Below are 13,016 nucleotides of genomic sequence, written 5' to 3'. Positions count from 1 at the left end.
CATACCAGCAGCCTGTCTACCAGCAGCCGCCGCCCCCTCCCCCTGCCCCCAGTGGCGGCATCTCAAACGAAGCCCTCGAGCAGCTCAAGCAACTCGGGGCGCTGAAGGAACAAGGGATACTCACGGAGCAAGAGTTCGTGGCGCAAAAGGCGAAGATCCTTGGCATGTAACGCAGACATGTAACGCACGCATCTAACGCCGGGCAGCCGAGAGGGAAGGGAAATGTCAGAAGACACTTCCCTTCCCTCTCTCATGGGACCCATCTAGGCATGAGAACTATCTACGGCGCCATGACGACGAAGCCCGCCGGGGGAACGTCGATCCTGATCGCCAAGCCGTTCCGCGGCTCAGCGGCTACCAGCGAGCCCACCGTGTTCTCGTCCGTTGAATAGAGGCACACGAACTTGTCGCCGGCCGAATGCAGGCCGGCATCGATGGTCACCCATGCTGTCCGCCGGGCCGCCCAATCGGTGTTGATGGCGCAGACAACCTCTCTGTCCGACAAAATCCGGCTCCAGGCCACGATTGATGTCATCCTCCCGGCGCCGACGCGTTCCGGGTACCAGAACGTGACGCCGTCGTCGGAGATAGGGCGCAGGTACTGCCGGCCGCGCCGGAGCGCGAGCTCCCGCTTCCGAACGGCAAGGATTTTCCCAAGTTCCTGGTAGCTGTCCCGCGACTCGTCGAAGAAGTGCCTGTCGCGGCTACGGAACGATCCGAAGGGGCCGCCGAACATTGCTTCCCTGATGTACCGGTCTGCCTTGAAGTCGTCCGTGGGCCGCGGAATGACCTCAGGCGGAAATTTCCCGTCGAATCGCTGCTCGCTGCCGTAGTAGATGCACGGGATGCCCAGCGTGGTGGCGTTCAGGGCAAGGACGGCGAGTTCCAGGGCCCGGCCGTCCTGATCGGCGGCGAACCGTGCCTTGTAGCTTTTCCCTTGGCGGACCAGGTCGTGGTCGTCGAAGCTTGTGACGACGTGGTTGCGGAACCAGGTGTGGGTCGCTTTATCGACCTGGATCGAGTTGCGGAAGAGATCGAAGTATTCGGCGGGGTCGCTCCAGCCCTTGACCGCATCGACCATTCGTCCTTGCACGTCCGCCAAGCCCAAGGCAGCATCGAGCCCGGTCAGGTCCCGGAGCCTGATGGCCTCTTCCCGGCTCCCGGTGATTTCTCCGACCAGGAAAAAGGAATCCTTGCCGATGGTCTGGGCGAATTCATGAATGGCGGAGGCGAAGTATCGCGTGGCGCCGGGGTCCATGTGCTTGACCGTGTCCACGCGGAAGCCGTCGATGTCGGCGTCGGCGATCCAGTACTGATATGCCTCGACGAGGGTCTGGAAGGCTGCCGAGGGCTCATACCCGTCCACCGGCCCGGTTCCCTGATGGATGTCCTTCAGCCCAAAGAAGTCCCCCTCGGTTGTCTCCTGGGGATCGTCCCAGTGGACGATCTGACCCTTGCGGGTAAAGGCGCCGTCGGTCTGGAGTTCACTCGGCCACACCGCGCTGTCCATATCCGGGGGATTAACCGGCGCGGGGAACGGCAGGCTGGGAACGCCGCCGGGGTCCCGCCACCCGGTGACCGGATAGGTGGCGCCGGTCCAGTCTGGAATGTAGGGCTGCCCTGTGGCGGGATCGACGGTGTTGTATTCGAACACGTCCGCGGAATGGTTGAGGATGACGTCGAGGATGACGTAGAGCCCGGCGTCGTGGGCGGCGGTGACCAGCTCTTTGAAGTCCCGGGCTGTGCCGAAGTGGGGGTCAACGTCGAGGAAGTTCTGTGTGCCATAGCCGTGGTAGTCATCCACGCCGGGGCGTTGCCGCAGTATGGGGCTGATCCAGAGCGCGGTGACCCCGAGCCTCTTCAGGTAGCCGAGTTTGGACTGTATCCCCTTCAGAGTCCCGCCGAGCCACTGGGTTCCCGCGTTCTCCCAGTTCTGAATATCAGTCGCGGCTTGCACGGCATTGTTCGCGTCCCCCGGCGAAAACAGCGGCGTACTGCCCCGCACGATCTGCCCGGCGGCGTCCTTGTAGCCGTCCTCCAGTTCGTTAGAGAAACGGTCTATCAGCAGGAAATAGATCACCTGGTCCGACCAGTCGCGCGGGGACGGGTGATAGTGGTTTTGTTTCGCTGCATCCATCTGCATGATTGCCAAGTATGGAGAATTTGTCCGCGACATGGAAGGGCATTCGGGTTTCTCCGGTCTGCCACGGCACGCTGACCGTGTATCGGGTGCACCGCCCGCTGCAGCGACCGCCCTTAACGCACAGAACTCCCCGCCAACCGGAGTCAGCGGGGAGTTCTGTGAACCCAATACGGGGTGGAGCACCGTTGCCGGGGCTCCGATGTGGAGATGGGGGGAATTGAAAACCCGTTTAGCTACTTTTTTGGACAACCGTTGTAGCTAGGCTCCCTCTACATTCCGCAGTTCTTACCCATGTTTTGTTCACGTCGTTCTAGGTCGTGTTGGCGGCGCCAACAAAGAATCCACCAAAAAGAGCCTCACCGGACCTCCTGCACAAGGAGTCTTCGGTGGGGCTCTTTTTGCGTGTTCGGGTCTAGCGCTGGCGGCCGTTCCTGGTGAGGCCGGCGGCTCGCACCGCGGCGGCCACGAGCCCCAGCAAATCCTCGCCCAGGACCTCGCAGATGTCTTCGACGTCGTTGGCCGTGAAAGCGACCTCATCACGGAGCCGCTTCGAGATGTAGCTCTGCGAAGGCTAGAATAACCGTACAACCTTCGGCCGTCAAATGAGTCGGCAGCCCTGATCAGAACGCAACCAGGCCCGCGGAAATGGCCTCACGAAAAAGGGCTGCAGTGGTGTCCACTACAGCCCCTCTTCCCGATCCCCCTACAACGAGGCGTAAAGTTTGCCGGTGGACGTCCGCCAGCCTCGCGTGTCGAAGAGTGCGGAGTTGCCCATCACCGGGTCCGTGATGGGCCGGTTCTTCCATGCGAAGCGCTCGACGTAGGGCATCTTCCGCATCTCTGCCACCGTGGCCTTCATGAAGTACTCGGTCGTGGCCCGGCTGTACCGGCTGGGTTTTGTTGAGCTGGCCTGCCAGTCCGCGACCGCATATTCAGTCACCCAGATCGGCTTCCCGTACTTCTCGTAGAGGCCGGTGACATTGGCGAGGAAGTCTTCGACGTTGGGCCACGCATAGCGGTGCATGGTCATGAAGTCCACGCGCAGGCCCTTGTTCTTGGCCTTCGCCATGAAGTCTGACAGCCACGGGCTGGTGGGATTCACCGCCGCGGGCGAGCCGAGCCTGAGCCCGGTCTTTTGAAGTTGCGGCCACAGGCTGATCGCCTGGTCGACGCTCATGTTGGCCTGCGCCGTGTGGTCGGGTTCGTTGAAGCCGAGCAGGTGCTTGGCCTGGGTCTGCGGCAGTCCGCTCATGATCTTGGCGATGGCGCCTTCTTCCAAGCGCTTGGCGTTCTTGACCATCGGCGTCCAAGGCGGGGTCGTGAGGTTGCAGTACGGTTCCCAGTTGTAGTGCCAGGCGACGTTCAGCATCTTGATCTGGGCCCTCGCGAGGTCGGTGCTGTTCGAGTAGCCGATGCCCTTCAGGGCCGGCGTTGCCGCGTGGCTGGCACTCGCGTTGGCCGCGAGAAGCGCACCCGGCGCCGCGAGTGCAGCCAAAGGCACGGTCAGAAATTTGCGGCGGTCCATGAGGTCCTTTCGAAGGCGGAGCATTCCGATGACCGTAAGAGCCTATTCGGCTCCCCGCACTGTTCAGCACCAAATTGCTGCAGGTTTGCCACAGCATTGAGGAAAGACTTGGTGTTCACCACATGCCTTCCGTCATCAGCTGATATACGGCTGGGTCCCACTACGATGACGGCATGGCATCGTTCACCCTCGACGGGCAGACCTACGAGTACCTCAGGTCCGCGGCGGGTCACTCGGCGGAGGAGACGAAGTCGTGGGAGTACGGGAACTACCCAAGGGTGATGGCCCGTGTCCCGTTGGCCGCCGGCGGCACGGTGGACGTCGACGCCTCCGCCGAGCGCTGGAACGCCTCCAACGTCCTTGTCTCATGGACTGATGATGACGACCATAAGCACTGGGCATGGGTTCCGGCCGGCAACGTCAGACGCGTCACCGAATCCGAATGGGACATCGAGGAATACCGGCGCTGCCCCGAAAAACTGTGCGCCATCAAGTGGGGAAACCGGCTCCCCGGCTTCCTGCCCGAGGAGACCTTACTGACGCCGGCAACGCGCATGAAGCAGATTCATTTGGCGGCCCGGAACGTGATTTCGGGGGCCTTGAACGGGGTCTTGCCGTGGCAGCGCCGATACTCTAGTCCGCTGCCGCAAGGGCAGGGCTGACGCATTGGAACCTCAGTGACAAACTTTGCACCCGGAGAGGCCCGTTTCACAGTCAGGCTGGAGACCATGAACATTTCGCCTGGGGCCTCGACCACAACTCTGTCGAAGGATCCAATGTCGTGGACTCCACCATCGTAGGAGTGGTAGCTGCCTTCCGGCTCTCCGTATGGTCGAAGAGTAACGGCGTTCGCCCTCGTGCCGATTATCGGGTGGGTGGCCGACTGTCGAGGAAGGAGATTCAGCATTGAGTCCTTAACTGCTTGAGGTGGTATCCCCTCAGCCAGACGCTCTCGGATCGTTTCTGCCTCGCTGGTCGGTAGGGCGCGATGCTCTCCGATCCGATAAATCCACATCGGCCAGTCATCCTGCGGTGCCCGGACATAACTCTGGAACTCCGGCCATGCCAGCTCGTGATCTTTTTTTCCGCCCAACTCCTGGTAGTTCGTGATTAGCCACTGGTAGGGACCTTTGTACTTCCCCTCTCCAAAGAGTTGGAATCCAGTCAGGACGATGCTTAGGCGGGCAGTGGCCGGTCCAAGGTGCCGGATCCTCGGCTCGTTCCAGGCCGCGGTGAGGAGGAGGCGAAACCTTTCAACGGCAACACCGAAGTCGAGTTCGGCTTCTTCAAGAGCCTCATACATGAGATCCATGAGGACTTGAATCGTCGGCTGGCTCTTCTTCCCGATAATGGCCAGTCCGGTATACCCCATCAAGGCTTGAAAGGTTGGCGTCTGAATGTATGTCACCTTGGTTGCGTCTTCGCTATAAACCCCCATTGCACCGCGGTAGAACGTGCTGAGGCGGCGGTCCGAAAGCTGAACGATGAAATCGGGGTTAGCTGCGACGGTTATGAGCGTCAACTGGTGATCTCCAAGCTAGTCTCGTGTGGGTGCGGAAGGTCCAGCGTGCGGGCCGCGTCCCCGCCAAAGCGCGCATGCAAGCCCGATGTCCCGTCTCGATCCAGTCTAGACTCGGCGACCGACGGCCCGGCGGCCGGTCCCTGAGCAGTCCTATTGGCGCCAGCGCGGCTGGTAGTCCGGGTGGTCCATGTACGGCTCGGCGATGATGAACAGGAACTTCTCCATGTAGTCCTGGTCTCCTGCTGGTTCGAAGTCCCAGTCGATGCGGTTGAAGTGCGCGATGATTTTGCGCTTGACGGCGCACTCGAGCAGGATCCGCATGGCGATGATGTTCGCCCAACTCTCGGGGTAGGGCTCGTGCTGGAGGGAATCCAGTGACTCGGCTTCGTCCTCGTCCAGCCGCGCTTCCAGAAACTCGATGATGTCCACCATGCGCTCATACTGCCACTAGCCGAGCGCGTCCGCAGCAGCACCGTCGGAGGCCTTGGCTGGGCCGCTAGCTGGCCGAGCTAAGAAATGTCGTTCCCTTTGATCGTGGTCAGGAGCGTCGTGGCCACGATTTCCTGCGACGACCCGAGGCCCACCCAGACGTAGCCTTCCGCGACGGCGGTGAGGTGCCAAAGCTGGCCGCCCATCGGGACGGCCGTGACCGACAAGCCCGGCTCGAAGGTACGTCCGTGGTCCCCCGTGTCAGCGCGGTCGAGGTGCACCCTGGTTGTTGTGGTCGCTTCGAAGACCGACAGGAATCGCGGGCCAGAATCGGAGTCGGCTTGCGGCCTGGCGCGTCGCCCCGGCGCCGAAGACACCTCAGCGACGTATCTCTGCAAGGCTCCTCGAATAACCTCCGTGACCGTGTCTGAGCGCCGGGCGGCGACTACTTTGGCTTCCTCCCAGAGTTCGTCGTCAATCCCGATCGACCGGGTAGGTGTCCCCTTGCTCATGATGCGCGTGCCTTTCATTCATTTCGGATAGGCATACCTTACGGACTGTGTGCGCAAAGTACCCAATGTCTGTACAGGAACCCCGCACCAAGTTGCGATGGCGCAATGGCGTCCTCTACCGTGCCCTTAGCAGCGACGCGGGGCGATCAGCCGAGGGCGTCGGCCGCGGCGGCGTCGGATGCCTTGGCCAGTCTCGCGTAGACCCGCAGCGTGGTCTGCGGGTCCTCGTGCCCCAGCCGGGCCTGCACCACGTGCACGGGGACACCAGCGTCAAGCAGGTGCGTGGTGTGGGCGTGCCGGATCTCGTGTATCCAAGGCTTGCGGTCCAGCTCTTTGCCGACCAGCTCCCCCATGAGCGGCTGCCAGACTTCTTTGTGGAAGCGGGAGTTGCGGACGTAGTCGCCGTCCGGGCGGTGGAACACGAAGTCATCGAGCCCAATCTCCTGCAGGCGCTCCGCGAGAGCGGCGGAGAGGCTCGCGTTACAGGTCACGGTGCGGTTGGCCTTCTTCGTCTTCGGCGGCCCGATCTCTTCGCCCTTGCCCTTGGACTTCCATGCCCGGCTGACGCGCACCGCGGCGCGCCCGTCCCGGATTGTGATGTCCCGCCGGCGCAGCGCTGTTGCTTCGGAGTACCGGAGGCCCGTGCCGCCCAGGAAGCGGATAAAGAGGGAGTAGTGCGGGTCGATGCGCTCGGCAAGCATGACTAGATCCTCGGGCGAGAGGTAGACGGCTTCCCGCGCCTCGTTGAGATCGGCCTCGGCCACCCCCTTGGCCGGGTTGCGGGTCATGGTCTCGGCATCCATGGCGGTAACGAACGCGGCGGAGAGCAGCGCGTGGATGTTCTGCTTGGTCTTACGCGAGAGCGGCTGCCCCTTGGTCTGGTTGGCGCCCTGCTCTACCGTGAGTCCGTCTAGCCAGTCGATGACGGCGGATTTGTTGACCTTGTCCACGGCGTCCGGCCGAGGTCGCTGGAGGCGACGTGCGCGGCAGCCATCTTCCGATACTTCGCGATCGTGCCGGGCTGCGGCTTGCGGAGCAGATCAAAGTGCCGAACCACGACTTCGTAGACGGTCGGCGCCGTGGAGTCCTTCCGGACCTTCGCCGTGGCTGCAAGCTTGTAGCTGTTCCCATTGGCATCAAGGAACGCCTTCAGCTCGAGCGCCTTGTCAGGAAGGACAGCCAGCCGCGGGCGGCCTCGTAGCGCTCCCCCGCAAGATCTTGTTGTCCCGTTCTGTCCTGTGTCGCTTCCATGCCTGTCCCCTATCGGTGCCGTTTCTCGCCAACAGGCAAAAAGAAAACCCCTAGATCCTAAGGATCTAGGGGCTAACTCTAGTGGAGATGGGGGGAATTGAACCCCCGTCCGATGTCGTGTTGTCAGGGCTTCTCCGGGCGCAGTTTGCGTTGGATTTTCTCGGCCCCAGCCATGCTACAAACAGCTGGCTGATCCGGGCCCAGTCATCTAAGAGTCCCGTTTACCCCGATGACGGAGGTAAACAGCAGTGGCTATCTAAATGACGCCAGGATCCGGGGCAATAGCAACCTCGGGCTGACGGACTGTCTTACTGCTTAGGCAGCGAGAGCGAAGTCAGTGCGTTTTGATTCGGCACTTATTGGTTTGCAGACAGCGTTTACGAGATAATTCTGCATCCTCGGCCCGCTTCACCTGTCGCGACTAACATCGTCGAAACCGATCATCCCCGTATTTTTTTATCAAACCCGGACCGGACACTTTCGGATCCTTCCCGGACTACCAATCATAACGCACCGCCTCCAGGAAACATTCCCAGCGGCCCGTTGCGGCTAGCGGCGGTTGCGTTCGCGCATGACCCGCTGCGCCTCGCGCTTGTCCTGCTGTTCGCGCAAGGTCTGGCGCTTGTCGTATTCCTTCTTACCGCGGGCGACGCCGATTTCGACTTTCGCGCGTCCGTCCACGAAGTACAGCTGCAGCGGCACGATCGTGAACCCCGATTCGCGGATCTTGTGCGAGATCTTGGTGAGCTCTTCGCGGTGCAACAGCAGCTTGCGGCGGCGGCGTGCGGCGTGGTTGGTCCAGCTTCCCTGGTGGTACTCGGGGATGTGGATGCCCTCCATCCACAGCTCGTCGTTGTAGAACGTGCAGAAGCCGTCAACCATCGAGGCATGGCCTTCGCGCAGGGACTTAACTTCCGTGCCCATCAGCGCAATGCCGGCCTCATAGGTGTCAAGGATGAGGTAGTCGTGCCGGGCCTTGCGGTTGGTGGCCACTACCTTACGGCCACTTTCTTTGGGCACGGTAGGACTCCTAGGTTTTGTTGGTGGTTCACTCCGGCCTGATGGTGCGGAGTCTTTCCAGTTTACGGCAGGGCGGCGGCCGGCGCAGATGCTGCAGCGCCGGCCACCGGACTGGCTACAGCAGGTTCATCGGGTTCACGGCCCGGCCGTTGAGCCAGGTTTCGAAGTGCGAGTGGCAGCCGGTGGAGTTGCCGGTGGTGCCCGAATAGGCGATCAGCTGCCCCCGGTTGACGTGCTGGCCGGCCGAGACCGCCACGGACGTGTTGTGGTAGTAGATCGTGGTCAGGGAGTTGCCCTGGATGACGCCGTGGGAGATCTTGACGTTGTTGCCGCCGCCGTCGTTGGCCCAGCCGGCCGAGAAGACGGTGCCGGCCGCCGCGGCGTAGACGGGCGTGCCGCAGGGGGCGCCGAAGTCGATGCCGGTGTGCATGTAGCCGCCCTGGCCGTAGAAGTCGATGGTGCCCGCCGGCGTCGGACGCCAGCCAAACCCGGAGGTGATCGGAATATTGCCCGGGAACGGGTGCTGCAGGCCAAAGGCCGACGGTGAGCCCTGGGCCGGCGGGACATAGGGCTGGGTGGCTTGGCCCCGCGCGCGGGCGGCGGCCGCCGCGGCCTCAGCGATGCGCCGCTGCTCGGCCTCCCAGGCCTCACGCAGCTTCCGGTCGCGTTCGGCGATTTCGGCGGCGACGGCGTCCTGCTGCGCCTTGACCTTTGCCAGCTGGTTCTGGATGCCGGGCTTGGCGGCCTGGAGTTCGGCGTCGAGCCGGGTGGTGTCGGCGATCAGCTTGTCCACGGCGGCCTTCTTGGCCTGGGCCTCGTCCCGCGCCGCCTTTTCCCGGGCCAGCGCGGCGTCGGCCTTGGCCTTGAGGTCCGTGATCTCGGCCTCGACGGCCGCCAGCCGCGCCTGCGCGTTGACGTTCGTGGCGTTCTGCTGGGTGAGCTTGTCCATCGCGGAGTTCTGGCTGCGCAGGGCCTGGTCCGCGAGGTCGATGGTGTCCGTCAGGCTGCTGCCCTGGTTCGAGCCGAAGAACAAGGACAGGTTGGACGGGACGCCGCCGGACTTGTACGCCTGTGTGGCGATCTGCCCGATCAGCTTCCGGGTGTCCGCAATCTTCTGCTTGTCCGATTCGAGCTGCTGCGTGATTTTTGCCTTGTTTTGCTGCGCCAGGTCCACGCGGGCCGCGAGGGCCTGGACTTCCTGGACCGCTCCGGCCACCCGGCCCTGGGCGTCCAGGAGGGCCTGCTGGGCACCCGGGAGCTGGCCCTGGTACAGGACCAGGTCCGCCGCCGCCTGGGCGATCCGGCCGTCCACGAATTCGAGGGAATGCTGGACCCGGGCCGCTTCGTCGCGGAGCGCGGCCTGCTGGTCCTCAAGGTCGTCGGCGAATGCCACCGGACTCGAGGCTCCCATGCTCCCGGCCAGGACCAGCGCCAGGGTGGCGCTGATCATCCGGCTGCGGCGTCCCACCAAGCGAAGCCGGAGCGATTGCCGTACGGGGCGGCGGGCCATCGGTGTCATAAGCATTCCCTTTTCGTTGCGCAAAGCTAGACCCGCAAGTACCGGCGGAGGGTCAGCAGGGAGGAAATTCCGGCCAGAACGACGCCCAGGCCAATCAGGGCAGGAGCCAGGATCAGGGTCTGCCCGGGCGAAATGAAGGCGGTGTCCGGATACTGCTTGGACATGACCTCGCCGAGGAAGAAGTGGGCCACGGCCCACAGCGTGCCTGAGGCCAGGGCCGCGCCGATCACCGCGGCGATGACGCCTTCGAGGATGAACGGCAGCTGGATGACCATCTTGGACGCGCCCACCAGGCGCATGATCCCTGTTTCCCGGCGGCGGCTGAACGCGGAGAGCCGGATGGTGGTCGCAATCAGCAAGATGGCGCAAATGATCATGACGCCGGCGATGCTCACGGCCACCAGGGACGCCGCGTTCATGGCCGAAAACAACCGCTCCAGCAGCTGCCGCTGGTCGATCACGGTCTCCACCCCGGCCTGGGAGGAGAAGGTCTCGCTGATGATCTCGTACTTCTCCGGGTCCTTCATGTTGATCCGGAAGGACGCCGGAAGCTGGTCCGGGGTTACCGAGTCAACGATCGGCGAATTGGAGAACTGTTCCTTGAAGTGCTTGTAGGCGTCGTCTTTGGACTCGTACTGGAAGTCGTTGACGTACTGGGCCACCGCGGGCGACTGCAGCAGCTTGCGCAGGTTGTCCTCCTGCTCCGGCGTCGCCGGGCCGGTGGCGCAGCCGGTCGCCGTCGAACCGTCACTGCAGAGGAAGATGGCCACCTGGACTTTGTCGTACCAGTAGCCCTTCATCTGGTTGATCTGCAGCTGCAGCATGCCGGCGGCGCCGACGAAGATCAGCGACACGAAGGTCACCAGGATCACGGAGATCACCATGGACAGGTTGCGGCGCAGGCCGCTGCCGATCTCGCTCAAGACGAATGCAAGCCTCACGCCTGTCCCTCCCCAGCAAGGCGGACCTCGGCGCGGGCTTCGGCGCGTGACCCGGCCCGGGGCGGGACAACCGGCGGCTCGTCCCGGCCGCTGGCGTCGCGCAGGCGGCGCGACTGGCCCACCACGGGAATCATGGAGGTGTAGAGGGCCTTGGCCTCGTCGCGGATCACGACGCCGTTCTTGAGTTCCACCACCCGTTTGCGCATCTCGTTGACGATGTCGTCGTCGTGCGTGGCCATCACCACGGTGGTGCCGTTCTGGTTGATCTTGTCCAGCACGCCCATGATGCCCATGGATGTGGTGGGGTCCAGGTTTCCGGTGGGCTCGTCGGCCAGCAGGATGCCGGGACGGTTCACGACGGCGCGGGCGATCGCCACGCGCTGCTGCTCACCGCCGGAGAGTTCGTGCGGGAGGCGGTTTTCCTTGCCTTCCAGGCCCACGGTCTTCAGGACCTCTGGGACGGTGTCGCGGATGACGCTGCGGCTCTTGCCGATGACCTGCATGGCGAAGGCGACGTTGGCGAAGACGGTTTTCTGCGGCAGCAGGCGGAAGTCCTGGAAGACGACGCCGATTCCGCGGCGCAGCCGCGGCACCCGCCAGCTGGAGATGTTGGCGACGTTCTGGCCGGCGACGTAGACGGCGCCGGAGGAGGCGCGGTCCTCTTTGAGGACCAGGCGCAGGAACGTGGATTTGCCGGAGCCGGAGGCACCGACGAGGAAGGCGAATTCGCCACGGTCGATCTCAAGGTTGATCGAATCCAGCGCCGGCCGCGCCTTCTGGTCATAGACCTTGGTGACATTTTCGAAACGGATCATGGCCCTAAGTACCCTGCAAGACGGGGCCGCGAGGGCCCGGTTCTGCCGCCGGGGCAAGGGCTTTCGTTTGGGGGAAGTAGAGCTCCGGCCCCTCGACTATACGCACGGGTAACGGCGGAACCGCCGGAACGGCGGGGCGTGTCGCGCGATTGTCAGGGACCTGCCAGCCGGGGTTCCGGCCGGGGCGTCGGGCTTACTTCTCGGCGTTGCGGTTGTCCGTCCGCCAGCGGATGCCGGCGTCGATGAAGTCGTCGATTTCGCCGTCGAACACGGCCGAGGTGTTGCCGACCTCGTGCTCGGTGCGCAGATCCTTGACCATCTGGTACGGGTTCAGGACGTAGGAGCGCATCTGGTCGCCCCACGAGGCTTTGACGTCGCCGGCGAACGCCTTCTTCTCCGCGTCCTCCTGTTCCTTCTTCAGCAGCAGCAGGCGGGACTGCAGCACGCGCAGGGCGGCGGCGCGGTTCTGCAGCTGCGATTTCTCGTTCTGCATGGACACCACGGTGCCGGTGGGGATGTGGGTCAGGCGCACGGCGGAATCGGTGGTGTTCACCGACTGGCCGCCGGGGCCGGAGGACCGGAACACGTCAACGCGGATCTCGTTGTCCGGGATGTCGATGGAGTCCGTCTGTTCGATCAGCGGGATCACTTCCACGGCCGCGAAGGACGTCTGGCGCCGGCCCTGGTTATCGAACGGGCTGATCCGGACCAGGCGGTGCGTGCCGGCCTCGACGCTGAGCGTGCCGAAGGCGTACGGCGCCTTGACCTCGAAGGTGGCGGATTTCAGCCCGGCCTCCTCGGCATAGGAGGTATCCATGATGGTGGTCGGGTAACCGTGGCGCTCGGCCCAGCGCAGGTACATCCGCAGCAGCATTTCGGCGAAATCCGCAGCATCCACGCCGCCCGCGCCGGCCCGGATGGTCACCACGGCTTCGCGCTCGTCGAACTCGCCGGAGAGCAGGGTGACCACTTCGAGGTCGGCGAGCGCCTTGCGGACCGATTCGAGCTCCGCGGCGGCCTCGCCCATGGAGTCGGCGTCGTCCTCGTCCTGGCCGAGTTCTACGAGGACCTCAAGGTCGTCGATCCGGGCCACGAGCTTGTTGAGCCGCTCCAGCTCGGTCTGCTTGTGCGAGAGCTTCGAGGTGATGACCTGTGCGGCGGCGGGGTCGTCCCACAGATTGGGTTCACCGGCCCGCTCGCTGAGCTCGGCGATGTCTTCCTTGAGCGCCTCGACGTTCGAGACGTTCTCGATGGACGCATAGGTGGCCCGCAGCGCGCGGATTTCAGCGGGAAAATCAATGTTTGCCATGGTTTTTTAAGCCTACGCTATGTGTCCTAG

General features: G+C 63.6%; 13 protein-coding genes and 1 other RNA gene. 2 read left to right on the top strand and 12 right to left on the bottom strand.

Annotated features, from left to right (window positions below; genetic code table 11):
* Positions 1-59: 59 nt before the first annotated feature.
* Positions 60-170: an SHOCT domain-containing protein gene (locus LQV16_RS23580; protein WP_290369385.1), complete on the top strand. Its 111-nt coding sequence runs from the start codon at positions 60-62 to the stop codon at positions 168-170.
* A gap of 110 nt (positions 171-280) precedes the next feature.
* On the opposite strand, the gene LQV16_RS16255 is transcribed toward LQV16_RS23580, so the two are convergent.
* The gene (locus LQV16_RS16255; protein WP_229994935.1) at positions 281-2,143 is read right to left on the bottom strand and encodes an alpha-amylase family glycosyl hydrolase; all 1,863 of its coding nucleotides are present in this window, start codon (positions 2,141-2,143) and stop codon (positions 281-283) included.
* Between the two features lie 703 nt (positions 2,144-2,846).
* Entirely contained in the window at positions 2,847-3,692 is an 846-nt protein-coding gene (locus LQV16_RS16250) for a glycosyl hydrolase (RefSeq protein WP_229994934.1), read from the bottom strand.
* 149 nt (positions 3,693-3,841) lie between these two features.
* Between LQV16_RS16250 and LQV16_RS16245 the strand changes: the two genes are divergently transcribed.
* Positions 3,842-4,330: a hypothetical protein gene (locus LQV16_RS16245; protein WP_229994933.1), complete on the top strand. Its 489-nt coding sequence runs from the start codon at positions 3,842-3,844 to the stop codon at positions 4,328-4,330.
* Here the strand turns inward: LQV16_RS16245 and LQV16_RS16240 are convergent.
* From LQV16_RS16240 to prfB, 10 genes are all read right to left on the bottom strand, one after another.
* The gene (locus tag LQV16_RS16240) at positions 4,234-5,190 is read right to left on the bottom strand and encodes an SEC-C domain-containing protein (protein ID WP_229994932.1); all 957 of its coding nucleotides are present in this window, start codon (positions 5,188-5,190) and stop codon (positions 4,234-4,236) included. The genes LQV16_RS16245 and LQV16_RS16240 overlap by 97 nt on opposite strands.
* 150 nt (positions 5,191-5,340) lie before the next feature.
* The gene (locus LQV16_RS16235) at positions 5,341-5,622 is read right to left on the bottom strand and encodes a DUF6221 family protein (RefSeq protein WP_229994931.1); all 282 of its coding nucleotides are present in this window, start codon (positions 5,620-5,622) and stop codon (positions 5,341-5,343) included.
* A 77-nt stretch (positions 5,623-5,699) separates the two neighbouring features.
* On the bottom strand, positions 5,700-6,131 hold the full coding sequence (locus LQV16_RS16230; RefSeq protein ID WP_229994930.1) for a hypothetical protein: 432 nt from the start codon (positions 6,129-6,131) through the stop codon (positions 5,700-5,702).
* 146 nt (positions 6,132-6,277) lie between these two features.
* Positions 6,278-7,081 (bottom strand): site-specific integrase, encoded by an 804-nt coding sequence (locus LQV16_RS16225; RefSeq protein ID WP_229994929.1) that lies wholly within the window; start codon positions 7,079-7,081, stop codon positions 6,278-6,280.
* 380 nt (positions 7,082-7,461) lie between these two features.
* Positions 7,462-7,830, bottom strand: a transfer-messenger RNA (tmRNA) gene (gene ssrA / locus LQV16_RS16220).
* Between the two features lie 101 nt (positions 7,831-7,931).
* A complete protein-coding gene (gene smpB, locus LQV16_RS16215; RefSeq protein ID WP_090581234.1) occupies positions 7,932-8,402 on the bottom strand; it encodes an SsrA-binding protein SmpB in 471 nt (156 codons plus the stop codon).
* A gap of 115 nt (positions 8,403-8,517) precedes the next feature.
* Positions 8,518-9,921, bottom strand: coding sequence for a M23 family metallopeptidase (locus LQV16_RS16210; protein WP_229994938.1), 1,404 nt, complete (start codon positions 9,919-9,921; stop codon positions 8,518-8,520).
* Between the two features lie 26 nt (positions 9,922-9,947).
* Entirely contained in the window at positions 9,948-10,862 is a 915-nt protein-coding gene (gene ftsX / locus LQV16_RS16205) for a permease-like cell division protein FtsX (protein WP_229994928.1), read from the bottom strand.
* Entirely contained in the window at positions 10,859-11,677 is an 819-nt protein-coding gene (gene ftsE / locus LQV16_RS16200; RefSeq protein ID WP_229994927.1) for a cell division ATP-binding protein FtsE, read from the bottom strand. Before ftsE ends, ftsX begins: the two co-directional genes overlap by 4 nt.
* Positions 11,678-11,870: 193 nt before the next feature.
* Positions 11,871-12,986, bottom strand: a complete 1,116-nt coding sequence (prfB, locus tag LQV16_RS16195) for a peptide chain release factor 2 (RefSeq protein ID WP_018775243.1) — start codon at positions 12,984-12,986, stop codon at positions 11,871-11,873.
* Positions 12,987-13,016: the final 30 nt, after the last annotated feature.

The sequence above is a fragment of the Arthrobacter sp. Bi26 genome, assembly GCF_918697925.1.
Taxonomy (GTDB): Bacteria; Actinomycetota; Actinomycetes; order Actinomycetales; family Micrococcaceae; genus Arthrobacter.
The sequence above is the reverse complement of the archived record's forward strand: the minus strand, read 5'-3'. Positions and strand labels throughout refer to the sequence as shown.

Excerpts from the sequence above, each read along its gene's own strand:
- LQV16_RS16250 (WP_229994934.1), bottom strand. The coding sequence starts at position 3,692 with ATGCTCCGCCTTCGAAAGGACCTCATGGACCGCCGCAAATTTCTGACC.
- LQV16_RS16245 (WP_229994933.1), top strand. The coding sequence starts at position 3,842 with ATGGCATCGTTCACCCTCGACGGGCAGACCTACGAGTACCTCAGGTCC.
- prfB (WP_018775243.1), bottom strand. The coding sequence starts at position 12,986 with ATGGCAAACATTGATTTTCCCGCTGAAATCCGCGCGCTGCGGGCCACC.
- ftsE (WP_229994927.1), bottom strand. The coding sequence starts at position 11,677 with ATGATCCGTTTCGAAAATGTCACCAAGGTCTATGACCAGAAGGCGCGG.
- LQV16_RS16210 (WP_229994938.1), bottom strand. The coding sequence starts at position 9,921 with ATGACACCGATGGCCCGCCGCCCCGTACGGCAATCGCTCCGGCTTCGC.
- LQV16_RS16235 (WP_229994931.1), bottom strand. The coding sequence starts at position 5,622 with ATGGTGGACATCATCGAGTTTCTGGAAGCGCGGCTGGACGAGGACGAA.
- LQV16_RS16255 (WP_229994935.1), bottom strand. The coding sequence starts at position 2,143 with ATGCAGATGGATGCAGCGAAACAAAACCACTATCACCCGTCCCCGCGC.
- LQV16_RS16230 (WP_229994930.1), bottom strand. The coding sequence starts at position 6,131 with ATGAGCAAGGGGACACCTACCCGGTCGATCGGGATTGACGACGAACTC.